23 protein-coding genes are annotated in these 23,796 nt (G+C 66.0%); 19 read left to right on the top strand and 4 right to left on the bottom strand.

Annotation, left to right across the window (positions count from 1 at the left end; all coding sequences use genetic code 11):
• Positions 1-11: 11 nt before the first annotated feature.
• The 6 genes from ACAG24_RS05450 to ACAG24_RS05425 all read left to right on the top strand — a co-directional run bounded on the left by ACAG24_RS05450 (position 12) and on the right by ACAG24_RS05425 (position 7,914).
• A complete protein-coding gene (locus ACAG24_RS05450; protein ID WP_370471629.1) occupies positions 12-1,619 on the top strand; it encodes an SMP-30/gluconolactonase/LRE family protein in 1,608 nt (535 codons plus the stop codon).
• Positions 1,616-2,359 carry a GntR family transcriptional regulator gene (locus ACAG24_RS05445; protein ID WP_370471628.1) on the top strand — a complete coding sequence of 248 codons (744 nt, stop codon included), beginning with the start codon at positions 1,616-1,618 and terminating at the stop codon, positions 2,357-2,359. Before ACAG24_RS05450 ends, ACAG24_RS05445 begins: the two co-directional genes overlap by 4 nt.
• Positions 2,356-3,846: an AMP-binding protein gene (locus tag ACAG24_RS05440; protein WP_370471627.1), complete on the top strand. Its 1,491-nt coding sequence runs from the start codon at positions 2,356-2,358 to the stop codon at positions 3,844-3,846. The genes ACAG24_RS05445 and ACAG24_RS05440 overlap by 4 nt, the downstream gene beginning before the upstream one ends.
• A gap of 1 nt (position 3,847) precedes the next feature.
• Positions 3,848-4,612, top strand: a complete 765-nt coding sequence (locus ACAG24_RS05435; protein WP_370471626.1) for an SDR family NAD(P)-dependent oxidoreductase — start codon at positions 3,848-3,850, stop codon at positions 4,610-4,612.
• Positions 4,609-6,078 carry an acyl-CoA synthetase gene (locus tag ACAG24_RS05430; protein ID WP_370471625.1) on the top strand — a complete coding sequence of 490 codons (1,470 nt, stop codon included), beginning with the start codon at positions 4,609-4,611 and terminating at the stop codon, positions 6,076-6,078. Before ACAG24_RS05435 ends, ACAG24_RS05430 begins: the two co-directional genes overlap by 4 nt.
• 66 nt (positions 6,079-6,144) lie before the next feature.
• Complete coding sequence (locus tag ACAG24_RS05425; RefSeq protein ID WP_370471624.1) at positions 6,145-7,914, top strand: putative bifunctional diguanylate cyclase/phosphodiesterase; 1,770 nt, start codon at positions 6,145-6,147, stop codon at positions 7,912-7,914.
• Between the two features lie 6 nt (positions 7,915-7,920).
• Here the strand turns inward: ACAG24_RS05425 and ACAG24_RS05420 are convergent, their stop codons facing one another.
• Together ACAG24_RS05420 and ACAG24_RS05415 are read right to left on the bottom strand one after the other, a co-directional pair.
• Entirely contained in the window at positions 7,921-9,069 is a 1,149-nt protein-coding gene (locus ACAG24_RS05420) for a hypothetical protein (RefSeq protein WP_370471623.1), read from the bottom strand.
• Between the two features lie 87 nt (positions 9,070-9,156).
• Positions 9,157-11,364 carry a molybdopterin-containing oxidoreductase family protein gene (locus tag ACAG24_RS05415; RefSeq protein WP_370471622.1) on the bottom strand — a complete coding sequence of 736 codons (2,208 nt, stop codon included), beginning with the start codon at positions 11,362-11,364 and terminating at the stop codon, positions 9,157-9,159.
• A gap of 154 nt (positions 11,365-11,518) precedes the next feature.
• Between ACAG24_RS05415 and ACAG24_RS05410 the strand changes: the two genes are divergently transcribed.
• From ACAG24_RS05410 to ACAG24_RS05395, 4 genes are all read left to right on the top strand, one after another.
• On the top strand, positions 11,519-11,878 hold the full coding sequence (locus tag ACAG24_RS05410) for a hypothetical protein (protein WP_370471621.1): 360 nt from the start codon (positions 11,519-11,521) through the stop codon (positions 11,876-11,878).
• Between the two features lie 159 nt (positions 11,879-12,037).
• A complete protein-coding gene (locus tag ACAG24_RS05405; RefSeq protein WP_370471620.1) occupies positions 12,038-12,877 on the top strand; it encodes a mycofactocin-coupled SDR family oxidoreductase in 840 nt (279 codons plus the stop codon).
• A gap of 99 nt (positions 12,878-12,976) precedes the next feature.
• Entirely contained in the window at positions 12,977-13,789 is an 813-nt protein-coding gene (locus tag ACAG24_RS05400; RefSeq protein WP_370471619.1) for an SDR family NAD(P)-dependent oxidoreductase, read from the top strand.
• On the top strand, positions 13,786-14,226 hold the full coding sequence (locus ACAG24_RS05395) for a cupin domain-containing protein (RefSeq protein ID WP_370471618.1): 441 nt from the start codon (positions 13,786-13,788) through the stop codon (positions 14,224-14,226). Before ACAG24_RS05400 ends, ACAG24_RS05395 begins: the two co-directional genes overlap by 4 nt.
• A gap of 40 nt (positions 14,227-14,266) precedes the next feature.
• Here ACAG24_RS05395 and ACAG24_RS05390 read toward each other — a convergent pair whose 3' ends face one another.
• Positions 14,267-15,340, bottom strand: coding sequence for an NAD(P)H-dependent amine dehydrogenase family protein (locus ACAG24_RS05390; protein WP_370471617.1), 1,074 nt, complete (start codon positions 15,338-15,340; stop codon positions 14,267-14,269).
• A gap of 20 nt (positions 15,341-15,360) precedes the next feature.
• On the bottom strand, positions 15,361-16,149 hold the full coding sequence (locus ACAG24_RS05385) for an SDR family NAD(P)-dependent oxidoreductase (RefSeq protein WP_370471799.1): 789 nt from the start codon (positions 16,147-16,149) through the stop codon (positions 15,361-15,363).
• Between the two features lie 200 nt (positions 16,150-16,349).
• Between ACAG24_RS05385 and ACAG24_RS05380 the strand changes: the two genes are divergently transcribed.
• From ACAG24_RS05380 to ACAG24_RS05340, 9 genes are all read left to right on the top strand, one after another.
• Positions 16,350-17,081 carry a hypothetical protein gene (locus ACAG24_RS05380; RefSeq protein WP_370471616.1) on the top strand — a complete coding sequence of 244 codons (732 nt, stop codon included), beginning with the start codon at positions 16,350-16,352 and terminating at the stop codon, positions 17,079-17,081.
• Between the two features lie 47 nt (positions 17,082-17,128).
• Positions 17,129-17,731 (top strand): TetR/AcrR family transcriptional regulator, encoded by a 603-nt coding sequence (locus tag ACAG24_RS05375; protein ID WP_370471615.1) that lies wholly within the window; start codon positions 17,129-17,131, stop codon positions 17,729-17,731.
• Positions 17,732-17,880: 149 nt separating this feature from the next.
• Entirely contained in the window at positions 17,881-19,413 is a 1,533-nt protein-coding gene (locus ACAG24_RS05370; protein ID WP_370471614.1) for a nitric oxide reductase activation protein NorD, read from the top strand.
• Entirely contained in the window at positions 19,410-20,216 is an 807-nt protein-coding gene (locus ACAG24_RS05365) for a CbbQ/NirQ/NorQ/GpvN family protein (RefSeq protein WP_370471613.1), read from the top strand. The genes ACAG24_RS05370 and ACAG24_RS05365 overlap by 4 nt, the downstream gene beginning before the upstream one ends.
• 16 nt (positions 20,217-20,232) lie before the next feature.
• Positions 20,233-20,364 carry a hypothetical protein gene (locus ACAG24_RS05360; protein WP_370471612.1) on the top strand — a complete coding sequence of 44 codons (132 nt, stop codon included), beginning with the start codon at positions 20,233-20,235 and terminating at the stop codon, positions 20,362-20,364.
• Positions 20,361-21,086, top strand: coding sequence for a hypothetical protein (locus tag ACAG24_RS05355; protein WP_370471611.1), 726 nt, complete (start codon positions 20,361-20,363; stop codon positions 21,084-21,086). Before ACAG24_RS05360 ends, ACAG24_RS05355 begins: the two co-directional genes overlap by 4 nt.
• 21 nt (positions 21,087-21,107) lie before the next feature.
• On the top strand, positions 21,108-21,521 hold the full coding sequence (locus ACAG24_RS05350) for a hypothetical protein (protein WP_370471610.1): 414 nt from the start codon (positions 21,108-21,110) through the stop codon (positions 21,519-21,521).
• A complete protein-coding gene (locus tag ACAG24_RS05345; RefSeq protein ID WP_370471609.1) occupies positions 21,518-22,738 on the top strand; it encodes a cytochrome P450 in 1,221 nt (406 codons plus the stop codon). The genes ACAG24_RS05350 and ACAG24_RS05345 overlap by 4 nt, the downstream gene beginning before the upstream one ends.
• Complete coding sequence (locus tag ACAG24_RS05340; protein WP_370471608.1) at positions 22,735-23,787, top strand: NAD(P)H-dependent amine dehydrogenase family protein; 1,053 nt, start codon at positions 22,735-22,737, stop codon at positions 23,785-23,787. The genes ACAG24_RS05345 and ACAG24_RS05340 overlap by 4 nt, the downstream gene beginning before the upstream one ends.
• The last annotated feature ends 9 nt before the right edge of the window (positions 23,788-23,796 follow it).

Raw genomic sequence — 23,796 nt, 5'->3', positions numbered from 1 at the left:
CGTCCGGGTTCATGACACCGCGCACGACGGCGCAGCTGCCGTCAGCCAGGTACACCGCGGCCGATCCGGCCACCGCCGAGGGCTGGCGCGTCGAACGCCTCACCCCGCCGAGCCGGTTGTTCGGGGCCAACGGGCTGCGGACGGGGCCCGACGGGCGGATGTACATCGCTCAGGTGACGGGCAGCCAGATCAGCGCGCTCGACATCACGAGCGGAACGATCGAGACGATCAGCCCGAAGGGCGGCGACATCGTCACCCCTGACGATCTCGCGTTCGACCTCGCCGGGAACCTCTACGCGACCGAATACATGGAGGGCCGGGTCAGCGTCCGCGACACCGCGGGACAGACGCGCGTGCTGCGCGACGACATCCCTGCGGCCAACGGCATCACGACCCATCAGGGCAGGTTGTTCGTCAACGAGTGCCGTGAAGGCGGCCGCTTGATGGAGTTCGATCTCGGTGGCGGCCCGCCCCGCGTGATCCTGGAGAACCTGCCGTCGCCGAATGCGATGGAGGTCGGTCCCGACGGTCTTCTCTACTTCCCGGTGATGACCGCGAACGAGATCTGGCGGGTCGGTCTCGACGGCGGGGAGCCCGAACGTGTCGCCACCGGGCTCGGAGTTCCCGACTCGGTGAAGTTCGACGCCGAAGGCTTCATCGTCTCGACCCAGGTCGCCAGCGGCCAGGTGCTGCGCATCGACCCCCGCACCGGTGCGAAAACTGTTTTGGCGCAACTCAATCCGGGACTGGACAATTTGACGATCGTCGACGGCAGGCTGTTTGCGTCCAACTTCACCGGCGAGATCACCGAGGTCCTCGAAGAGGGCGAGACCCGCACGCTGCTGCCGGGCGGATTCAACTGGCCGCACGGCCTCGCGATGGGCCGGGACGGCAGGCTCTACATCGCCGACGGCACGTACTTCTATGCGCTCGACTCCGACGGCACACGCGAAGCGGTCGCGATGCTGTTCACCCCCGGCTACCCGGGTTACATGCGCGGCCTCGCCGCGACCGTCGACGGGCAGTTCGTCTGCACGATCTCGCTCGGCCAGGTCGGCAAGTACCGCCCCGGTGGCGACACCGACTACCTTGCAACGGGTTACGACCAACTGTATGGCGTCGCGGTCGGTCCGGACGGCGCGATCGTGTTCGCCGAACTGGGCGCCGGGCGCGTGCACGGACTGCGGGGCGCGTCCGCCGAGGTACTCGCCGACGGACTCGCCGAGCCGTCGGGGGTCGCGTTCGGCCCCGACGGCGCGCCGCTGGTCGCCGAGTCGGCCGCGGGCAGGGTGGTGCGACTCACCTCCTCCGGCACCGAGACCGTCGTCGACGGACTCGACACGCCACAGGGCATCACCGTCGACGACGGCACGCTCTACGTCGTCGATGCCGGAGCCAAAGAGGTGCTCGCCGTCGACCTGCCAACGGGCGAACGCACCGCCATCGCATCGGGTCTCGCGATCGGAGCCCCGCCGGGCGTCACCCCCAAGCCCCTCAAAGGGATACAGCCCTTCTCGGGCCCGCAGGGGCCGTTCGCCGGGATCACGTCGGGACCCGACGGGACGCTGTACGTCTCTGCCGACGGCGAAGGCAGCGTGGTGGCGGTCCGCCGGACATGACGACCACGGCCGGTGATCACCGCTATCTGCAGGTGGCGCGCGCCCTGCGCAAGGAGATCGTCGACGGCGTGTACCCGGTGGGCTCCCAACTGCCCACCGAACACGAGCTCTGCGAACGATTCGCGGTCAGCCGCTACACGGTCCGTGAGGCACTGCGACGGCTGCGCGACGACAACCTCATCGCCTCGAAGCCGCGGGCGGGAACCCTGGTGGTCCCCCGTCCCAGCGCCAATTCCTACGCCCAGGACGTCATGTCGATCGACGACCTGCTGGCGTTCGCACAAGGAGCGCGGTTCGCAATCGAGGCGAACGCAATGATCACCGTCGACGATGCGCTCGCTGAGCGCACCGGACTCACACTGGGCACCGAATGGCTTGCTGTGAGCGGATTTCGACGAGTCGACGACGCCACCGCGCCGACGTGCCGCACGGAGTACTTCATCAACCGCAGCTTCGCCGCGGTGGGCCGCCTGCTGCAGCGCCACAGCGGGCCGATCTTCCCGCTGATCGAGGATCTGTTCGGCGTCAGTGTCACCGAGGTGCACCAGGAGATCTCGGCGGTGATTCTGACGGCCGATTTGGCGCGGCGCCTCGACAGCACACCGGGCGCCGCCGCGCTGCAGTTGCAGCGCACCTACACCACGTCCGACGGTGACGTCGCTCAGGTGACCGTCAATACCCACCCGTCGTCGAGATTCCGGCACGCGATGACGATGCGCAGGGTCAGGGATTCCCCGTGACGACCTTGGCCGATGCGTTGCGGGATGCCGCGGCGACGACGCCGGACCGCATCCTGGTGCGCGACGGCGATGTCGCACTGACCTGCGCGCGCCTGTCGGAGCAGGCGACGGGCCTGGCGCGCGGGCTGATTCGGCGCATGCCGGTGGGCAGCGTGGTCTCGTTCATGGTTCCGAATTGGCATGAGGCCGCGATCATCTACCTCGGCGCGACACTGGCCGGCATGGTCGTCAACCCGATCCTGCCTTCGCTGCGCGACCATGAGTTGAGCTTCATCCTCGCCGATTCGGACAGCCGGGCGATCTTCATCCCGGAGGCGTTCGGTGGTCACGACTACGCCGCCATGCTGGACAGGGTCGTCGCAGGTCTGCCCACTCCACCCGAGGTCGTCGCGCTGCGCGGCGACTCCACCACATTTGAGGCTCTGCTCGACGAACAGGGCGACGGTCCGCTGCCGACGCTCGACCCCGCCGCGACACGCATGATCATGTACACCTCGGGAACCACGGGTCGGCCCAAAGGTGTGCTGCACTCGCACAACTCGTTGAATGCGCTGATTGCTCAGCTCGGAAAGTACTGGCAGATCGACCCGGGCGACACCTTCCTGGTGCCCTCCCCGATCGCGCACATCGGCGGGTCGATCTACGCGTTCGAGTGTCCGCTGCTGCTGGGCACGAAGGCCGTTCTGATGCAGCGCTGGGATGCCGAGGCGGCAGTATCGCTGATGCTCGAGCATCGCTGCACGCACATGGCCGGCGCCACCCCGTTTCTCACCGGACTGTTGACAGCCGCGGAGCAACAGGGCACGCACCTGCCCGATCTCAAGGTGTTCATCTGCGGTGGCGCTTCGGTGCCGCCGTCCCTGATCCGCCGCGCCGCAGACTATTTCGAGCATGCCCTCGTCACACGGGTGTACGGGTCGACGGAGGTGCCGGTCACCACCGTCGGGTCCCCCGACGACGTCGACCGCGCGGCCGAGACCGACGGCCGCCCGGGGATTGCCGACGTCACCCTCGTCGACGGCGAGATCCGCGCCCGCGGGCCGCAGATGCTGGCCGGGTACCTGCATGCCGAGGACAACGACGATGCCTTCGACGACGCCGGCTATTTCCGCACGGGGGACCTCGGCCGCTGGACCGAGGACGGCCATCTGGTGGTGACGGGCCGCGCCAAGGACATCATCATCCGCAACGGCGAGAACATCTCCCCCAAAGAGGTGGAGGACATTCTGGTCACGCACCCCGGGATCGCCGAGGTCGCCGTTGTCGGCATTCCGGATGCGCGGACGGGTGAACGGGCCGTCGCCGCGATCGTCGCCGACGGGTCACCGGCCCCGGACGTCGCGGAACTGCGCGATTTCCTGCTCCAGCGGGGCGTCGCGAAGTTCAAAGCCCCGGAGCAGGTGGTGTCCGTCGACGCGCTACCGAAGAACGATGCGGGCAAGGTGCTCAAGCATGCTGTCAGAGCTGAGCTGACGAAGGAGTCGTGACATGCAGGTAGCGATCGTCACCGGTGCCAGCAGTGGCATCGGATTCGGCTGCGCCACAATGCTCGCCGAGCAGGGCATCGCGGTGTTGGGCACCGGCCGCGACGCCGACCGGCTCGCGGAACTGGAGAACGCGTCCGACCGGATCGCGACGCTGGCGGTGGACCTGACCGAGGATGACGCACCGAAGCGCATCGTCGACGCGGCGCTCGAACGGTGGGGTCGCATCGACTTCCTGGTCAACAACGCGGGCATCGGCAGCCCGAAACCCCTGCACGAGACCGACGACGAGATGCTCGACCACTTCCTCGGCATCATGCTGCGGGCCCCGTTCCGCCTGGCCCGCGACGTGATCGGTCATATGCAGCCCGGTTCGGCGATCATCAACGTCACGTCGACGTTCGCGGTCGTCGGAGGCCTGCGCGGCGGCGCCTATTCGGCGGCCAAGGGTGGGCTGACGTCCCTGACGATGCACATCGCGTGCCAGTACGGTCCGCTCGGAATCCGTTGCAACGCAGTAGCTCCCGGCGTCACGTTGACGCCGATGGTGGCGACCCGCCTCGAGGACGAGCGCTTCCGCAAGATCAACACCGAGATGACTCCCCACCAGCGGCTCGGCCGCGTCGAGGACATTGCGTCCACCGTCGCGTTCCTGTGCTCCGACGGTGGCAGTTTCATCAACGGGCAGACGATCGTGGTCGACGGCGGCTGGAGCTCGACCAAGTACCTCTCGGACTTCGCGCTGAACTCCGAATGGGTTGCCAGGTGAACCTGTTCGCGCTACTCGACCAGGCCGCGGCCCGGCACGGCGACCGCGGCGCGGTCTATCACGGTGAGCACCAGGTACACACGTGGTCCTCGCTGCGCGAGCGGGCGCTGCGGCTGGCGGGTTCGTTCCACGAATTCGGCCCCGGCGCCCGGATCGCGGTGGCCAGCGAGAACAGCCCCGAGATCGTCGAGCTGATGTTCGCGATCTGGGCAGCGGAGTGCGTGTACGTACCGCTGAACTTCAAGCTGCATCCCCGGGAGATGGAGCAGATCCTGGAGGACTCCGGCGCGAGCAGGGTGTTCGCGTCGCCGAAGATCGCCGCGCAACTGACCCCGGTGATGTCAGTGCCCATCGAGGTCATCGCGTCCGCGCAGTACGAAAGCCGTTGCCGTACAGACGCTCTGGCGGTGCCACGGAACACCGAGCCCGCGCTGCTGGCGTGGCTGTTCTACACCAGCGGCACCACCGGTAAGTCCAAGGGGGCGATGCTGTCGCACCGCAACCTGATGGCGATGACCGTCGCGCACCTCGCCGACTTCGACTCCCCCGACGAGAGTTCCAGTCTCATCCACGGTGCTCCGATGTCGCACGGCTCGGGGCTGTACGTACCTCCCTACGTTTCACGCGGCGCGCGCCAGGTGATCCCCGCGTCGGGCGCCTTCGAACCTGACGAGTTCCTCGACCTGTGCGAGCGCCACCCCCGCTGCAGCACGTTCCTCGCCCCGACGATGGTCGCGCGGCTCGTGCAGACCGGTCGGGCCTGCCCGGCCAACCTGCACACGATCGTCTACGGCGGTGGTCCGATGTACGTCGAGAGCCTGAAGAAGGCGATGGCGGCGTTTGGGCCGATCTTCGTGCAGTTGTACGGCCAGGGCGAATCACCCATGACGATCACCGGGCTGCGGCGCCGGGACCACGTCGACGCATCCGACGCCGTGCTCGGCTCCGTCGGGTATGCGCGCTCGGGTGTCGACGTCGCGGTGCTCGGGTCCGGCGGCGCACCGGCGGGCATCGACGAGATCGGCGAGATCGTCTGTCGCGGAGACGTCGTCATGTCGGGGTACTGGCAGAACCCGTCGGCGACCGAGAAGACGCTGCAGAACGGCTGGTTGCGCACCGGCGACATGGGGTCGTTCGACGCGAGCGGATACCTGACGCTGCGGGACCGGTCCAAGGACGTGGTGATCAGCGGCGGCAGCAACATCTATCCCCGCGAAGTGGAAGAGGTACTCCTCGAACACGCCGCGGTGGTGGAGGCAGGGGTGGTGGGCGCCCCCGACGAGGAATGGGGCGAGATCGTCGTCGCCTTCGTCGTCGGACAGGTTTCCGCCGCCGAGCTCGACGCGCATCTGCTGGAGCGGATCGCGAGATTCAAGCGGCCGAAGCGCTATGAGTTCGTCGACGAGCTGCCGAAGAACAGCTACGGCAAAGTGCTCAAACGGGAGTTGCGGGCACGTCTGGGCTGATCCGGCCTGAACTCAAACGCGCAATACTTCCTGCGTCGAGGCCTCAGGCAAGGCTACGATGGCCGCGTGGGTGGGGTGCGGGCCGGCTGGGCCGCAGTCAAGCGCGCGCAGATGTGGCCGGGAATCGCAACATCGGTGATGTGGGCCCGGACCGCTGGTTCGTGCTTCGTGTTCGGTGGAATCCTGATCGCGGTGGTCACCACGTTGGCCCCCAACTATTTTCCGTACGCCGCCGTCCAGTACGCCAATGCGGCGATCGCCACCGCGATCGGCGTCTTCGTCCTGTGGCGGGGCCGGCGTGTCACGCTCTGGCAATTCCATGTCCTCGTCATCGCGGCCACGGCGATGATCACCGTGTCGGTCATGGCGTCCACCGCCACCGCCGCCGTGTCGATCACAACGTTGTACGTCTTCGTCGCCTGCGGTGCCTTCTTCGTCGCGTGGCCCACTGCCGCTCTCTATCTGGCCATCGCGATCGTGTGCTGTCTGACGGCCATCTCGCTGACCCCCGCGGTGCCGTGGTGGACGGGCCTCATCACCTCCGCCTGTACGGCCGCGATCGGGACCCTGATCATCATTCTGGGCCGCAGCGTTTCCAAGGCCGAGCTCGACGACGCCACCGGGGTGCCCAACCGGCGCGGTTTCGACCGTGTGATCGCCGCGGAGATCGACCGGGCCCACTCCGCGGAGTCGGGCCCGGCTGTCATCCTCATCTGCGTCGACAGTTACGCCTCGATCTACGAGGAATTCGGAGACCACGCGGGCGACGAGTTGATGCAGCAACTCGTCGCGTCGTGGCGGTCCTTGCTCGAACCCGAGCAGGTGCTTGCGCGGCGCAGCAACGACGAGTTCATCATCTTGCTCCCCGCGGCGACCGAGAAGCAGGCACTGGCGTTCACACAACGGCTTCGCAATGCGACGTCCCAGGAATTCTCGGCCGGCGTCAGTGCATGGGACGTCGATGAACCCGTCGCCCCCGTCCTCAAGCGCGCCGACGTCGCACTGCGCCGGGCGAAATCGATCGGTCGCAACCGGACGATGCTGGAGTCGTCGCACCTGCCGACGCTGGCGGTGCAACTGCGCGACGCGCTCGCGGCAGACACCATCGGTGTCCGATACCAACCCATCGTCCGGCTTTCCGAGGGTGACGCCGTGGTGGGTGTCGAAGCGTTGTTGCGGTGGCAGCCGGCCGAAGGTGCTGACCTGCAGGCGGGCGAGGTGATCCGGGTCGCCGAGGACAACGATCTGATCGCGGCCCTCGACCAGTACGTGTTGCGGCGCGCGTGTCTGGACGCCCTCTGGATGCAACAGCACACCCCGCATCTGCGGCTGTCGCTGAGCGTCAACGTCTCCGGGCTCGAACTGGTCGAAAAGGGTTACGTCGACCGGGTGTTGGAAACCCTTGCGTCCACCGGCTGGCCCGCCACGCAGCTCGTCCTCGAAGTCACCGAGACGGTCATCGACGTGGACAGGCCGTCGTCGATCCTGGCACTGCATGAGCTCCGGACGCACGGGATCCGGATCGCCATCGACGATTTCGGTACCGGGTACTCGTCACTCAGCAGGCTCCAGAAACTGCCGACCGACCTTCTCAAGCTCGATGCGTCGTTCATCGCGTCGATCAGTTCGGCATCGTCGGTCACGCCACCGCTGCTGCATGCCGTCGCGGGCCTCGCCGATGCACTCGGCCTGCCGATCGTCGCGGAAGGGGTCGAGACGGCCCACGAGGCGAACGTGCTGCGCGGCATGGGATTCACGATGGCGCAGGGCTTCTACTTCGGCAGGGCGCAGTCTCGCGAGGACGTCGTCGGCGTCGTCGCGCGAGACAGCTGGTGAACAGGTTCACGCGGGGGCAGGGTCCGCGTCGGCGGCGGGCGCCTGGGCGCTCGCTCGGCCCGACCGTTCCTCGAACAACCGATCGCGCGCGTCGAGCGCCGCACGGAGGTCCGCCAGCAGCGGATCCAGGAAACCGGATCGGTACTCGCCGTCGCCGACTGCCCGGGCGCAGACGTACATGTAGGTCAGCGCCATCAGGAAGACCACCACCCGGATGAGCGCCGGTGGCGCCGGAATGGTCACCCCGAGCCAGACCCCTTGGGTGGGACCGCCGCCCGTCAGATGGTTGACGTTCGCCGCGTTCATGACGATGAGACCGAGCACAAGGTAGAGCAGGCCGATGACGACGGCGATGGACAGCGCCTGGATGATCTGCGAAACAGTGGCCACGACAATGACGTTCGCTCTCTCGGTCAGTGTGAGCGGACGCCGCCGAATGCCCGTGTCGGAGTCGGCATCCCACATGAGTGGTCCGACGGAATCGAGGAGGCCCGCGATCAGGTAGGAGGTGGCCACCCCGCCCAGGAAGAGCACCATCAGCCCGACTCGCAGGCCGTCGAGGTTGGACGAGATCGTCCACAGGGGCGAGTTGAAGAACACCAGGATGGTCAGCAGGACCACGGGCAGCGCGCGGAACAGCAGGCGGGCCGCGGACTTGAAATGCCGCGCCGTGGTGCGAAGGGCCCAGCCCGCGATCGCGCCCAGCCCCAGTCCCGTCCCGAGGATGATGGCGACGATCACCGACGCGTCGATCGCGAAGTCGGACAACGCATCCAACGGGTCGTCCTCGTAGAAATCCGAGAACGTGCCCGCGATGATCGACACGACTGCCACAGTCCGCCGCCCAGCGATACTCCTCATCTGCGCGACGGCCCAGATGACCGCGATGACGGCGGGAACGATCAGGAACAACACGACCGCGGCCAGCAGTTGCAGGGTGGTCAGGTCGTCGTCGTCGGTGTCGACGTCGGTGTCTCCCGAGGCCCACATGACGAAGAAGCTCGTCACCATCAGGACGGCCCACCCGGCGAGCACCGGAGCCGAACGGCTGAGCACGTGGCGCCAGCGTCCCCGTCGCCCGATCACCGACGGGAGGCCACGCTCGAGAAACCAGCGTTCCGAATCCGGTCCATGGACCGGGCCGGCTGAACTCACCTGCAACCCCCCGAGATCTCGCGCCCGACGCGGGCTGTCAGCGCAGCCTAGCTGAATACGCCAGCAGGGGCCTCGATCACGGGCGTTTCACGCGGGCAGCGGGGTAACGGTGACGGCGATGTTGCCCTGCCGTGGCAAACCGGTGATGGCGTCGTAGTCGATGTCGGTGGGCACGAGCCGGCCGACGTTCGTCCCGTGCTCACGAAAGTTGGCGTCGTCGGTGGGCATCCCGCCGAAGGCGTGATGCATGGCCACGACGTCGGGGCGAAGCGTGTCATCGGCTTCCAGCACCGCGGGAACCGAGTCGTGCCTCGACGTGACGCGCACCGGCCCGCCGGATTCGAGTCCCAGCGCGGCCACGGTCTCCGGATGCATGTAGACCGGGTTGTAGGGTTTGCCCCGGTTCAATGCGGGGAGCGCGGTACCAGACGAGTTCATGAAATTCTGGTGACGCCGCGGAATCAGCCGGAACGGAAACCCCGGGTCGGACCGCTCGGCAGCGAAATCCTCGGCGATGACAGTGGCCAGTTCGTCCAACATGTGGACGTTCCCGACGTCGAGCCTGTCGGCACAGTCCGGGTCCCGTTCGGCGACGACGGCGTCGACGTCGAAGATCTTGCCATGCGGATGCCTGCGCACCTCATCCAAAGGAATGCGCGACGTGGCGCACATCTGCGCGAACAGCTCTTCGGTCGTGAGTTCTGTTTCACCGTTCATCTGCAACACGATCGGAGGCGATTCCATGAACCTGCCTCCGCCTCCACCGAAGAAGTTCACGAACCACAACTCGAGCTCCATCCGCTTGGCGAGACCGAGGAAGAACTTCCACTCTTCGATCAGGTCGGAACCCCGAGGTGGTGCAACGATTCTCGGAACGTACTGTCCGTAGGCCGCGGGGATACCGGTGCCGCTGGTGTAGTACTTGATGAGCTCGCTGCCCATCGTCATCGCCGGGGTCTCCATCTGCATCATCGGGGCGATCACGTAGTCGGCCAATTGCGATGTCAACGACATTTCGGTGTCGAGCGTCACCAGAAGGTCCAGGCTTTGCAGGGCCCGGTGCGTCTTGCGTTGATCGGGCCAAGCGGCCATCGGGTTTCCGCCGATGCAGATCAGTGCCTTCACCTGACCTTCACCGTCCATCAGGATCTCGTCGGCGAGCGCGGCAGTCGGCATGCCGCTGACCGTGTCGGTCAGATCCCGAACCCGCAGCTTCTCGCCGAAACCCCACCCCTCGTAGGGCGGGTGCGCCTGAGCTTTTGCGGTGAACGCCGGCATCAAAGTGTTCGGACGCGTCACCCGCTGACCGGCGCGCTGCCACCGCCCGCAGATCGTCGTCAGACACAGGCACAGGTATTCGAGCAGGTTCCCGTGCATCGCGAAGTTGGCACCGGTGCCGGCGTTGACCATTCCGCGCTTGGCGCCATATGTCGCGAAAACCTTTGCCGCTTCCCGCAGTTGGTCTTCCGGGACCTCAGCCCGCCGCGCCACGTAGTCCGGCGTGAATCCGGCCACTGCCCGGGCGAGGTCGTCGAAGCCCGCGACGTTCTCGTCGATGAAGGCGCGGTCGTGCCACTGCTCACCGATGACGATGTTGATGATGCCGGCCAGGATCGTCACGTCCTCACCCGGTCGCGGCTGCAGGTGGATGGCGGCCCGGGCCGCCGTCTGAGACCGTCGCGGGTCGATGACGATCAGCTTCATTCCGCGATCGGTTGCCGCCTTGAGGTTCTGCGACGGATTCTGCCCAGGGATGCCGATCGCTTTGGATACCAACGGGTTCGTCCCGATGAGCATCCAGCTGTCGGCCTCGTTGAAGTCGACATCGCCGCCGAGCCAGTGTCCGTGCGCCGCGAGGGCGATCTGTTTTCCGGGCTGATCAATGGTGTTCGCGGTGAAGAACATCGGCGATTCGATGCCCCGCATGAAGGCGTTGCCCATCAACGCCGACGCCGGATACGGCAGGCCGTTGGTGCCGAGGTACATCGCCACCGACCGTGGTCCGTGTTCGGCGATCAACTCCTGCAACCTGGCGGCGATCTCGTCCATCGCTTGCTCCGACGCGATTCGCGCGTAGCTGCCGTCGGGCTGTCGCTTCCGGCTGTGCAGGAGCCGGTCAGGGTTGTTGTGGATCTCGGGAAGCGCCCGGCCCTTGATGCAGGTGTAGCCCTTGAACATCGGATTGTCCGGGTCACCGGCCACCTTCGTCAGCCGGCCGTCGGTCACCGTGGCGAGGACACCGCAGTGCGCCGAGCAGATTCGGCAGATGCCGGGATGGGTGCTGGTCTGAGGCATGGTCCGTGATGCTAAGCGACTGCACAGCAGCTCGGGGGTGATCGCGCGAAACGTCACCGCCGGGCTCAGAAAGTTTGGGATCGGTAGCTCGCCGCCCCGTCTGTACTCATGCCATCGACGCCGCACGAGCGGCGCACAGACAGAAGGATCAGACATGCACACGACGAAGCGGGCGATCGCAGGAGCATTGCTCTCGGCGGGCATCGCACTAGGCAGCCTCGGAATGTCCACCGGCGTCGCTCAGGCCGGCACCCCTCCCACCGGCCCGCTGACCTGGTGCCCCGGCGATCCGCCGGTGGAAACCGGCAACAAGCGGGTCAACCCCGTGATCTGGGACAACAACATCTGCCACAGCTACTACTTCGTCTACCACGGCCAGGGCAACGTCGCCCAGAACATCTGGGACGGGCCCAACCCTCCCGGTCCTCCGGACATGGGCGGGCCCTACTTCACGCCCCCGCTGCCCCCGGGCTGGTGCTGGAGCCTCTTCCTTGCGGGACCCTGCCCCCGCTAGGGACCGACGAGGGCCACCCCGCGGATGCGAGAGGCCGCATCCGCGGGGTTCCTCGCGTCGGCTGCGCGCGGGCGCGAAAACTCGGTGGCTGGAGGCGTTGATGGGGTAGACGGACCCCGCGACCGCGGGACGCCCACCACGACATCGGGAGCGGAGCCCATGACGAAGCGCTTTGCAGGAAAGGTTGTTCTCATCACCGGAGCCGCCCGAGGACAGGGGCGCTCGCATGCGGTGCGCTTCGCGGAAGAAGGCGCCGACGTGATCGCCGTCGACATCTGCGAGCAGATCGACAGCGTCCGATACCCGATGCCGGGTCCACGGGACCTCGAAGAAACGGTGCGACTGGTCGAGAGCGCGGGCGCCACGATCGTGGCCGGACGGGTCGACATCCGCGACCTGCCTGCCATGCGACGCGTCGTCGACGCGGGGGTCGAACGGCTGGGGCGGCTCGACTTCGTGCTGGCGAACGCCGGAATACTGCCGGGGCTCGACCCGAGATCCACCCGGGTGGCCGAGTTCGACGATGCCGTCGACGTGATGGTCAAGGGCACCTACTACACGATCGAAGCCGCGCTGCCCGCACTGCTGCGGCAGGGCACGGGCGGCGCCGTCGTCATCACGAGTTCGGGCTTGGCACAGAAGCCCTCGCTGAGCCCGTCGGTGCGGGCCATGAATCACGGTATCGCCGGCTACACCATCGCCAAGAGCGGGCTGATAGGCCTCATGCACCATTTCGCGCGAGCTCTGGGCGAGAGGCGCATCCGCGTCAACTCCCTCCATCCCTCGTCCGTCTCCACCCCCATGGTGATCAACGATACGGTGCCTGCATTCTTCACCGAGCTCCCCGAGGTGGCAGCCGGTGCGCAGAACCTGCTTCCCGGAGTGGATTTCATCGATACGGTCGACGTGACCGAGGCGGCGGTCTACCTGTGTGCCGAATCGGGGAGGTACATCACAGGTCTGGAACTGATCCTCGACGCCGGAAGTCTGCTTCTCTGAGTCACTTCTCTGGGCCACACGCCGAACCGCAAAGAACCGGTCGATTTCGGCGTTCGTCCTCGGTAGGCATTCGCCGTGAAACCGACGTCAGGAGAGCACATGGAGTCGAAAACCTGGTTCATCACCGGAGCGTCGCGTGGCTTCGGCCACCACTGGGCGCTGGGCGCGCTGCGTCGCGGAGACCGCGTGGCAGCGTGCGCTCGCAACATCGATGGACTGGAGAAGCTGCGCGAGGATTTCGGGAAGGCGCTGTTACCGATACGACTCGACGTCACCGACCGTTCCGCCGTCAGCGGGGCAGTCGCTTTGGCACACAGCCACTTCGGCGCGTTGGATGTCGTTGTCAACAATGCCGGTTACGGTCTTCACGGATTCGTCGAGGAGGTGAGCGAACAACAGGTCCGCGCACAGATGGAGACCAACTTCTTCGGCGTCCTCTGGGTGACTCAAGCCGTGCTGCCGTATCTGCGCCGACGGCGCCGGGGACACATCGTTCAGGTGTCTTCCGTCGGAGGCGTTGCCACAGCCGCCGACATGGGGCTCTACTGTGCGACCAAGTTCGCTGTGGAAGCGCTGTCGGAAGCTCTTGCACAAGAGGTGAAACCGCTGGGCATCAACGTCACCATTGTCGAACCAGGCCTCTTTGCCACCGGCTTCGGCTCGGCTCTCGTCCGCGCTGACGGTATCGCGGACTATGCGGACATCCACACCGATGCCGAGAAGGCGATCGCCGAAATCACAGGTGCCGCGGGTGATCCAGCTGACACGGTAGCTGCGCTCCTGCGCGCCGTCGACGCCGACGACCCGCCCCTGCGACTGCTGATCGGTGCAGGCATGCTCACCTGGCTCACCGGCGTCTATGAAGACCGCATCGCGCAGTGGACGACATGGAGCGAAGGCGTGGTCGCATGACTCGTGGGCTTCCTCTGAAGCTCGTTGCCTGCTGTGCTGCCGCCCTCGCCGGCGCTGCGACGTCACCGGCGGGGTCGAATGCAACGCCGCCGACCGGAACCGAGGTCGTCACGCTCTCACAGCAGACCGTCAACGGCACCGAGTACATCGTCACCCGGATCACGATCGACCCGGGCGGCAGCACCGGCTGGCACACCCACCGGGGCGCGGTGTACGGGATCGTCACTGCGGGCGTGCTCACGCATTTCGACGGGACATGCCACCAGGACGGCATCTACGATGCGGGCGAACCGATCACGGATCCGACGGGACCTGACCGGGTCCATATCGGGCGCAATCTGGGGACGGTTCCGGCTGTGCTCAGTGTCACGTACGTGGATCCCGTCGGCACGCCGCCCTCCGACAGCGCACCCGACCCGGGCTGCGGCTTCTCCTGAGCGGATTCGGAATTCATCGCCGGGCTCGCCGCACCGCTGTTCACCACATCAGGCCGCGGATCATCGCCACGGGTGGAATGTCCTCGACTGCGGTGATTCCCACCGGCGCGCCGCAGACCCAGTCGATCGCGTTGACCGCCCGGGCTGCGGTCGAGACACAACCGGCCTCGGTCACGTCGAGAACGGGGTGAGACAGGTGGGTGGTCATCTCGATCCGCGGTTCACCTTCGACGATGACCATGTGCACACCGTCCTGCCCCTCCGGCGGGTACTCCCACTCGGGCGCGGCGGCGGGCGTGAGCCGCGTGGTGTGCTCGACGGTGATGACGGGGACGTCGCCCCGCACCCCTTCGACGGCGAAGCGAACCCCGGCCAACTGTCCTGGCTCGACCGTCATCATCGTGCACTCGATGCGTTCAGGGGTGTACCAGGGCTCGTAACGCTGCCGGACGTCGTCGAGCTCGACATCCAGGTGGCTCGCGAGGTTGCGCACCAGGCCGCCGAACATCGACGTGATCACGCCCGGCTGGAACGCCATGGGCAGGTCGTCGTCGGGCGTGGTGCCGAAACCCATGGCAGTGCCGGTGTATTCGTAGTCGTCGTAGTTGCCGTAGTCGAAGACCTCTTTGACCGTGACCGACTCGGCGCGGGTGACGAGGCTGAGTGCGGCATGCACGGCGGTGTCGCCCGAGTAGCCGGGGTCGATGCCGTTCACATACAGCGATGAATTGCCTGCGGCACAGGCCTGTTCGAGCGGCCCACGCAGCCAGTCGTCGGCCTGGCGCGGCGTGACCAGCCACACCATCGACGTCCCGACCACGTTGATGCCTGCTGCGAGGAGCTTCGACATCTGCTCGATGGCCTCCATCGGCCTGGTCTCGCCCAGCGCCGTGTACACCACGCAGTCCGGTTTCAGCGCGATCAGCGCATCGACGTCGTCCGTCGCGACGACACCGGTGGGTTCGGTCAGCCCGCACAACTCCGCGGCGTCGCAGCCGATCTTCGCCGGACTGGCGGCGTGGACGCCCACCAGCTCGAGATCCGGCCGGCCGATGATCGCCTTCAACGAATGCTTGCCGACATTGCCGGTCGAGAACTGCACCACTCTGCGCATCGCGTGAGACCCGTTCCTGCTCAGTAGTCGGGAATGGGCAGCGGCGAGTTGTTCGAATCTATGCCGCCGTCCACGTGGAAGATCGCGTTGGTGGCATAGCAGTCGCGCGTGGACAGATACACGCACAACCTCCCGAGGTCCTCGACATCACCCAGGCGATGCAAGGGCGTCGCCTCCTTCATCTTGTCCAGCGACCCGGGTAACAAGTCAAGGCTTCCCTGTAACCCGTCTGTCGCGAAAGAGCCCAGGGCGATCGCGTTCACGCGGATCTTAGGGGCCAGTTCCTGGGCCATGGCGCGGGTCAGCGCCTCCAGTCCGCCCTTGGCAACGCAGTAGGCGGTCAGGGCCCGGATACCGAACCGGGCAGACCCTGAGGAGATGTTGACGATCGAGCCGTGCCCGGCCTCGATCATGTGGGTGGCAACGAGCTGGCTCATGATGAACGCCGAGGTGACACACCAGTCGAAGGTGTGCCGGAAGTCCTCGTCGGTGATGTCGAGAAACCGCGCATAGGTCGACCCGCCGACATTGTTGACCAGAATGTCGATCCGGCCGAAGCGGTCCATCGCCGTGCTCACCACACGTTCGCCGTCAGCCCGGCTCATCGCGTCGGCGACGAGCGCCAGCCCCTTCCCGCCCGCCGCCTCGATGCCCCCGATGGTCGCAACGATGTCGGATTCGGTGCGTGCGGTGCCGACGACGGTCGCCCCCGCCTCGGCCAGAACACGAGCAATCCCCTGCCCGACGCCCTTGCCCGCGCCGGTGACGATCGCCACCTGGCCGTCGAGCGAAAACTGTTCCATTGCCATGGGTTCCTCCTCGATGAGGTCGTGCCCATCTAACGACCCCATCTGACTTAAGTCAACAATATGCGCAAACTCCTCAACGCGCGCAGACGTGGAATTGCACGATGTCCGCGCCAAATACGCGATTTCGCGCGCGCTGACGGCCACGACGCGCCCAACATTGGCCGTTGACTGCAGCCAATCACTGACTATAGTCAGCTTGCATGAACCTGCCCACGCTGAATCGGGGCCGTGGACGCAAACCGGAATCCGGCCCGCGGCCGCCCGCAGGCAACCTCGACGAGCACATGGAGGCTTCCCAGCGGGCGCAACGGCAGGCTGACAAATGGCTGATCTCGGGAAGTCTTCTGATCGGCACCGCAGCCCTCGGAATCTTCGGCCTCCCCCTGTTCCTGCGCGGGGTGTGGTTGCTGCGCAAGGCGCAGCGCGACGGGCTCTCGGTGCGTCCGATGCTGGTCACCCTGATCGGCTACCTCGTCATCATCGACGCCGCGATCAACACCGTGGGTTGGGCGCTCGACCTGGTGGCCAACCACACCATCCTCGCGCGAATCCTGTTGAACGGCTGGGGCGCGATGTTCGACGCGGGCTACTTCTGGCATTACAACGAACTCTGGCTCGGTGGCGCCGCAGGCCCCGGCGAGAAAGCCATGGAAGTGGGCATGATTCTCACCGTCTTCACGATGCGCATCGCGGCCGCCATCGGATTCCTGCAGATGAAACGCTGGGGGCATCAGTGGATGATCATCACCTGCTGGATGGGCATCGTGATCTGGTGTCTCTATGTGTTCAACATGACGATGTACGCCGATGTCCGGTTCGCCGGGGTCGTTCTTCCTGTCGTCGGTTGGTGGCTCTACGACATCTTCTACATCACGCCGTTCCTGGCGATCCCCTACCTGCATTCGGTCAACCGGGAGATCTTCTCGGACTGATCCGATGACTGCAATCACCGAAGTTCGCCACTGAGAAAGGAGGATCCATGGCGCCACAGGTCAGACAATCGGTGCGCGAGCTGCGTCGGCTGCAGACACGCGAACGAATACTGGGCGCCGCCATCGCAGAGTTCCGGGCGTCGGGTATGGCCGGAGCAGATGTGGGCGCGATAGTCTCCGCCGCCGGTGTCGCCCACGGCACGTTCTTCTTCCACTTCCCCAGCAAGGAGCACGTCCTCCTTGAGCTGGAGCGGCGCGAAGAGGCCCGCATGGCAGCGGAATTCGCGCGGTTCCTGGACTGCCGACACGACCTCACCGCAGCGCTGACGAAGGTCGTCGCGCTGATTGCCGGGCTTGAACAGCGGCTCGGTCCGCTGCTGTTCCCGGAGCTGCTCGCACTGCACTTTTCACCGACCAGGCCCAGCAAGGACGAGTGGTCCGACCACCCCGTCATCGTCTCGCTCGTCCGGGAGATCGAACGCGCCCGCGGGGACGGCGAAGTCCATCCCGAGGTCGACGCGTTCTACAGTGCCGCGTTCTTCCTGCTCGGCATCTACGGGGTGCTGACCACGGTCGCCAACAGCGATGGCCGTGACGCCATGTTGACCAACCTGATCGTCACTGCCCGAAGGGGTTTGGAAGCCCGATGACTACCCGTCCGCACGAGAGGAACTGATGTGACCGGCTGGATCTGGGAAATACTTCGCTACGTGGCCGCCTGGGGCGGTACAGGACTCATCATCTGGTTCTGGTATTGGATGTTCTCCAACATCGGTACCTTCTGAAGACCGATACCTCGATGTCCGAACTCTCCGATACGCACGCCATGGCGGTCGAGCGCAGCTGCGCGCTCACCGCGGTGGCGTTGAGTGGGCAGCGCCGAACCGGTGCCCACCTCGTGAGCGGGCAGCACCGCGGCTTCGGCCTGAGCTCTCTGCTCGACGTCGTGCACGTGCCGTATCCGACGCCGGTCGGCAATTGGACGCGTCGCACTCTGACATGCGGTGTCGCGCTGCAATGTTCGCCGTCGAAGGACCGGATCACCGAGTACCGCATCCATGAACTGTCCGGACGCGAGCTGAGCGCGCTCTCGCTCGTCGAAGCCGGAGTCGCCCTCGGATGGGTCTCGGCGACCTGGCCCGGGCTGCTCCCCGAACTGCGACGCCTCCTACCCGACCTCGACGTCTCCGATGCCGACATGGACGGCAAAGAGATGCTCAACCGCGCCGTCGAACTGGCCCGCAGCCGCCAGACCCTGTCGGTGCACCCGATCATCGGAACGTTGCCGCGCGGCTACACAGCACCGCAGAGCCTGACCGACAAGCTTCGTCGCACGTTGGGACGGCTGCCGTGGACGATCAACCAGAAGCGGGTACCGGCACCGCATTCGGTCCCCGCCGGCGGTGAGGGCGGGATCAAGAACCCGAACCTGCCGCCGCCGAGCCGGCCCCAGGACAACGATCTCGACATCACTCCCGACCACCGCCCCGGCATCCCCTACCCGGAGTGGAACGCGTGGACCGAGCGCTTCATGCCCAATCACGTCGCCGTACTGGAACGTGCGCACCAGGGCACCGGCGGGCAGCCCGGTGCGATCGCCGTCGACGTCCGGAAGTGGTTCGAGAAGAACACCCACCGCGCGATGAAGAACCGGTTGGAGGACGGCTCCGACATCGACGTCGACCAATACGTGGGCCATTACATCGACGTCACCACCGGAGAAGCCGTCGAGCCGCGCATCTTCCGGGAACTGCTGCCCACCAGCCGCGACGTCACCACCGCGCTGCTGCTCGACGGCAGCTCCTCGCTGGGCGTGCACGGCGGATCGATCTTCAAGCTCGAACTCGCCTGTGCCGATGCCCTCTCGCGGGCGATGACGTCGGCCCGCGAACGTCACGGCATCTTCGTCTTCACCGGAAACACGCGCCACCGCGTCGAAGTCAACTGCCTCAAGGACTTTTCCGAGCGGCGCTTCGTCCCGCCGGGCAGCCTCGGCCTCTCGACAGCCGGGTACACCCGCCTCGGTGCGCCGTTGCGCCACCTGACGAGCAGACTGCTCGCCCAGCCCTCAGAACGCCGGCTGCTCATCGTCATCGGTGACGGACTGATCTCCGACGAAGGATACGAAGGACGGTATGCCTGGGCCGACGCCGCACACGCCGTCGAGGAGGCCAACGATGCCGGCGTCTCGATGTACTACGTGGGCATCGGTCCGGTGCGCGTCGATCCGCTGCCGGAAGTGTTCGGGCCCAAACGTTCTCGACGGATACGCCGCATCGAAGATCTTCCCCGGGTTCTCGCCCATGTGCACAAGGAGCTGGTAGCAGCGTGAGTACCTCTGACATCTACCTCGCGAACGGCAGTGAGGTGCAGCTGTTCGAGCGGGCCTACCGGCAACGGCTGCCCGTGATGCTCACCGGTCCCACGGGATGCGGCAAGACCCGACTGGTCGAGCACATGGGCCTCCTGCTGAGCCGGCCCGTCGTCACGATCAGCTGCCACGACGATCTGACCAGCTCCGACCTGGTCGGACGGTTCATGGTGACCGGCGGTGACGTCACCTGGACCGACGGGCCCCTGACCCGTGCCGTCAAGGCGGGCGCCATCTGCTACCTCGACGAGGTGGTCGAGGCGAGACACGACTCGCTGGCGGTGCTGCACTCCCTCACCGATCACCGGCGCACCCTCTACCTCGATCGCGCCGGCGAGGTCGTCGAAGCGCCGGAGACGTTCATGCTCGTCTGCTCCTACAACCCGGCGTATCGCAGCTCGCTCAAGGAGCTCAAACCGTCGTTCCGGCAGCGGTTCGTCACCCTGCCTATGCACTACCTCCCACCCGACCGCGAGGCCGAGGTGATCGTCGCCGAGGCAGGCGTCGCGCTGCCTACGGCGCAGCGACTGGTCCAGTGCGCCTGCGCGATCCGCACCGCCGACGAGGCCTTCCATTTCGAACCGCCGTCGACACGCGTCCTGGTCACCGCGGCACAACTGATCGCCGCGGGCGCCACCGAACTTGAAGCGGCCGAGGCGTGCGTCCTCGCCCCGCTGTCCAGTGACGGCGCGATCTCCGAAGGACTGCGCGAGGTGGCCGCGGCCGGCCTCGCCGACGCCGACAGCCAGAGCCCACACCGCTAGAAAGGAATTCGACGACATGGTCGACCAGAAGGAACGCAAGCGCAAGAAGGCGCTCATCATCCTGCAGATCGTCATCTATGGATACCTACTGACAATGTTCCTGATCCAGCTCTATATGTCGTTCGCACGGGGCTGGTGGGAGTTGTGAATTTCCCTCTGCTGAAGCAGAAGTCAGGCCTCAAGGCCAGCGTCCCGTCCGGCTCTGTCAATCTCGAAGAGCACCACGACGAGTCCTCCACGGCTCAGCGCCGCGCGGACAAGTGGATGATCGTGGGCGCAGCGCTGATGGGGATGTGGGCGCCCGGCCTGATCGGTCTGCCGATCTTCCTGCGCGGTGTGGCGCTGCAGCGCCAGGCACTTCGGGCCGGTCTGTCGGTTCGGCCGATGATCGTTACGCTGATCGGCTACCTGACGCTGATCGACGGCATGCTCAACAGCCTCGGCTGGGCGCTCGACCTGGTCGCCAATCACACGCTCATCAACCGTGTACTGATGGTCGGCTGGGGCGCGATGTTCGACGCCGGCTACTTCTGGCATTACAACGAGGCGTGGATCGGCGGGGCCGCCGGGCCCGGCGAGAAGTCGATGGTGTTCGGCATGATCCTCACCGTCTTCGCGATGCGGTGTGCCGCCGCGATCGGCTTCCTGCAGATGAAGCGCTGGGGCCACCAGTGGATGATCATCACCTGCTGGATGGGGGTTCTCATCTGGTGCCTGTACGTGTTCAACATGACGATGTACGCCGATGTGCGCTACGCGGGCACCGTGTTCCCCGTCATCGGCTGGTGGCTCTACGACATCTTCTACATCACCCCCTTCCTTGCAATTCCCTACCTGCACACCGTGAATCGCGAGATCTTCACCGACTGACCGAGCCTGAAGGAGCACGCCATGACTGCGCCAGAGACCACGCAAGAGAAGTCCGAGGACCTTCCCCCCGGCACCACGCCGTACTACGCCCGCATGCACAAATGGATCAAGCGTGCGGTGCTCGTGTGCCTGGTCGCCCTCGTCATCGAAGGCGCGTTCACGCTGCCCTTCATGGCGGTCTACTACGGCTACCCCACCCTGAGCCTGACCGAGATCTGCAGCGAACTGCTCAAGGTTCGGTATTCGGACGACAAGCTGGAATGCCAGGTGCCGTACCCGGCGCTGGGACCGCCGGAGGGCGCCGAGGGCAAGGACACCGCTCAGGATCAGTGGGGCATTCAGCCGGTGCCTCAGTACAACCGGATCGGATTCCGCGAGCTGGTGCGTATCCACGAGGCGCGGGAAGCTGCCCAGCAGCAGGGGAACTCACCGTGACGCAGACACCGCAACGGCACGCCGAGAACTGGGATCTGCGCCACGCGGATTTCAACGACAACGATTTCCTCTACGACGTGTATTCGGTGATGCGCGAGAAGTCGCCCTTCGCACACACCGACCACCCGTTCCTGAGCGCGACGCCGGCGGGCGCCTGGGTCGCGGTCCGTTACGACGAGTGCGTGAAGATCCTGCAGGACTGGGAGCACTTCTCCAGCAATCCGACGCCTGAGGGCGCAGAGCAACTCGCCGGCGACCTGGTGATCACCCTCGACCCGCCGCGGCAGCAGAAGTTCCGCAAGGTGCTCAACCCGTACTTCTCCCCGGCCAGGATGAAGGCCCTGCGCCCGGAGATCGCCGACGAAACCGACAGACTCATCGACGATTTCATCGAGAACGGGTCAGGAGACCTCGCCCAGATCGCCTGGCGCCAACCTGGAATCGTGTTCTTCAAATATCTCCTCGGCATGCCCGTCGACGACGTTCCGCTGTGCGTCGAACTGACCGACACCGCACTCAACGGCGCGACCGAGGAAGCGCGGATGGGCGCGTGGGGAGGGCTGTACCAACACCTGCACGACGCGGTCACCCTCCGTAAGGATCAGCCACCCCGCGACGACATGATCGACGTCCTGCTCTCCGCCGAGATCGACGGAGAGAAGTTGTCGTTCGGCGACGTCGTCTCCAACGCCATGCTCCTCGTTCAGGCTGGTCTCGAGACCACCGCGAGTGCAATGTCGTTCGCCTATCACTATCTCGCCACCAACCCGGACGAGCGGGACCGTCTCATCGAGGATCCTGATCTTCTCGCGCGTGCCGTCGAGGAGTTCATCCGGTTCGCCGGGTCGATTCATGGAATCCCGCGCACCGTCGCCAAGGAGGTCGAACTCAGCGGCTGCACGTTCTCGCCCGGTGAGTCGGTGATCGTCAACTACGCTGCGGCCAACCGAGACGAGCAGCAGTTTCCCGAGGCCGGGCGGTGCATCCTGGATCGCCGGGAGAACCGGCACCTGGGCTTCGGCGCCGGTGTGCACCGCTGCCTCGGATCGAACCTGGCGCGGCTGGAATTCCAGGTGGGCCTCGAGCGGGTGCTGGCCCGGATGCCGGACTTCACCCTCGCACCGGGCGGACAGGCAATCTTCCACGGCAATTCGGTCACCCGCGGCTTCCGTTCGGTGCCAGTGGTATTCACGCCCGGCTCGAAGGCACTTGCATGACCTACCGCGTCGTGCAATGGACGACGGGAAACGTGGGCCGCAAGTCGGTCCACGCCGTCGCCGCCAACACCGACCTGGAACTCGTCGGTTGCTTCGCGTGGTCACCCGACAAGGTCGGCCGGGATGTCGGCGAGATCTGCGGCATCGACCCGATGGGAGTCCACGCCACCGACGACGTCGACGCGTTACTCGCGCTGAAGCCGGATTGCATCGTCTACAACCCGATGTTCGCCGACGTGGACATGCTGGTCCGCATCCTCGGAGGCGGCATCAATGTCGTCACCACGTCGGAGTTCATCACCGGCGACACCCTCGGTGACGGTAAGCAGCGGATCGTCGAGGCCTGCGAGCAGGGCGGGGCGACCATCTTCGGCAGCGGCATCAACCCCGGCTTCATTCAGCTGTTCGCCGTCGTCACGGCGGGCATCTCCGACCGCGTCGACCGCATCTCCATCGTCGAGTCGTTCGACACGACCATCTACAATTCCCCGGCCACCGAAATACCCATGGGCTTCGGCTATCCCATCGACCATCCGGACCTGCAGGCGGTCACCGAGAAGGGGTCCGGCATCTTCCGGGAGGCGGTCCAACTCGTCGCCGACGCCCTCGGGACACCCCTCGATGAGATCCGGTGCGAGACGGCCTACGCGGCGACCACCGAAGATCTGCACCTGCCCGGCGACTGGATCATCGCCGCGGGCTGCGTCGCGGGTATCGACGTGCGCTGGACGGGCATCGTCAACGGGCGCGACGTCGTCGAGATCCGTGGCATCTGGACGAAAGGCCAAACGCTGCAACCCGCGTGGTCGACGACGTTCGGATACACCATCACCGTCGAGGGCAGACCCACGATACGCAGCACCCTGAGCTTCGAGCCGCCGCCGGATTTCGTCGGCGAAACACTCGATGACTTCATCATGCTCGGGCTTACGATCACGGCCATGCCCGCCATCACCGCGATCCCCGCCGTGATCGCCGCACCCGCGGGCATCGCCACCTACATCGACCTGCCGCTGCTTCTCCCCCGCGGAGTTCTGGCCACAAGCTGAAGGAATGTC

This window comes from Mycobacterium bulgaricum, from assembly GCF_041287165.2.
Taxonomy (GTDB): Bacteria; Actinomycetota; Actinomycetes; order Mycobacteriales; family Mycobacteriaceae; genus Mycobacterium; species Mycobacterium bulgaricum.
Note: the sequence above shows the minus strand (reverse complement) of the source record. Positions and strands in the feature narration are given on the sequence as shown.

Coding starts and splice junctions, on each gene's coding strand:
- ACAG24_RS05450 (WP_370471629.1), top strand. CDS start 12: ATGACACCGCGCACGACGGCGCAGCTGCCGTCAGCCAGGTACACCGCG.
- ACAG24_RS05410 (WP_370471621.1), top strand. CDS start 11,519: ATGCACACGACGAAGCGGGCGATCGCAGGAGCATTGCTCTCGGCGGGC.
- ACAG24_RS05435 (WP_370471626.1), top strand. CDS start 3,848: ATGCAGGTAGCGATCGTCACCGGTGCCAGCAGTGGCATCGGATTCGGC.
- ACAG24_RS05395 (WP_370471618.1), top strand. CDS start 13,786: ATGACTCGTGGGCTTCCTCTGAAGCTCGTTGCCTGCTGTGCTGCCGCC.
- ACAG24_RS05400 (WP_370471619.1), top strand. CDS start 12,977: ATGGAGTCGAAAACCTGGTTCATCACCGGAGCGTCGCGTGGCTTCGGC.
- ACAG24_RS05405 (WP_370471620.1), top strand. CDS start 12,038: ATGACGAAGCGCTTTGCAGGAAAGGTTGTTCTCATCACCGGAGCCGCC.
- ACAG24_RS05385 (WP_370471799.1), bottom strand. CDS start 16,149: ATGGCAATGGAACAGTTTTCGCTCGACGGCCAGGTGGCGATCGTCACC.
- ACAG24_RS05370 (WP_370471614.1), top strand. CDS start 17,881: ATGTCCGAACTCTCCGATACGCACGCCATGGCGGTCGAGCGCAGCTGC.
- ACAG24_RS05375 (WP_370471615.1), top strand. CDS start 17,129: ATGGCGCCACAGGTCAGACAATCGGTGCGCGAGCTGCGTCGGCTGCAG.
- ACAG24_RS05415 (WP_370471622.1), bottom strand. CDS start 11,364: ATGCCTCAGACCAGCACCCATCCCGGCATCTGCCGAATCTGCTCGGCG.
- ACAG24_RS05350 (WP_370471610.1), top strand. CDS start 21,108: ATGACTGCGCCAGAGACCACGCAAGAGAAGTCCGAGGACCTTCCCCCC.
- ACAG24_RS05380 (WP_370471616.1), top strand. CDS start 16,350: ATGAACCTGCCCACGCTGAATCGGGGCCGTGGACGCAAACCGGAATCC.
- ACAG24_RS05360 (WP_370471612.1), top strand. CDS start 20,233: ATGGTCGACCAGAAGGAACGCAAGCGCAAGAAGGCGCTCATCATCCTG.
- ACAG24_RS05390 (WP_370471617.1), bottom strand. CDS start 15,340: ATGCGCAGAGTGGTGCAGTTCTCGACCGGCAATGTCGGCAAGCATTCG.
- ACAG24_RS05340 (WP_370471608.1), top strand. CDS start 22,735: ATGACCTACCGCGTCGTGCAATGGACGACGGGAAACGTGGGCCGCAAG.
- ACAG24_RS05445 (WP_370471628.1), top strand. CDS start 1,616: ATGACGACCACGGCCGGTGATCACCGCTATCTGCAGGTGGCGCGCGCC.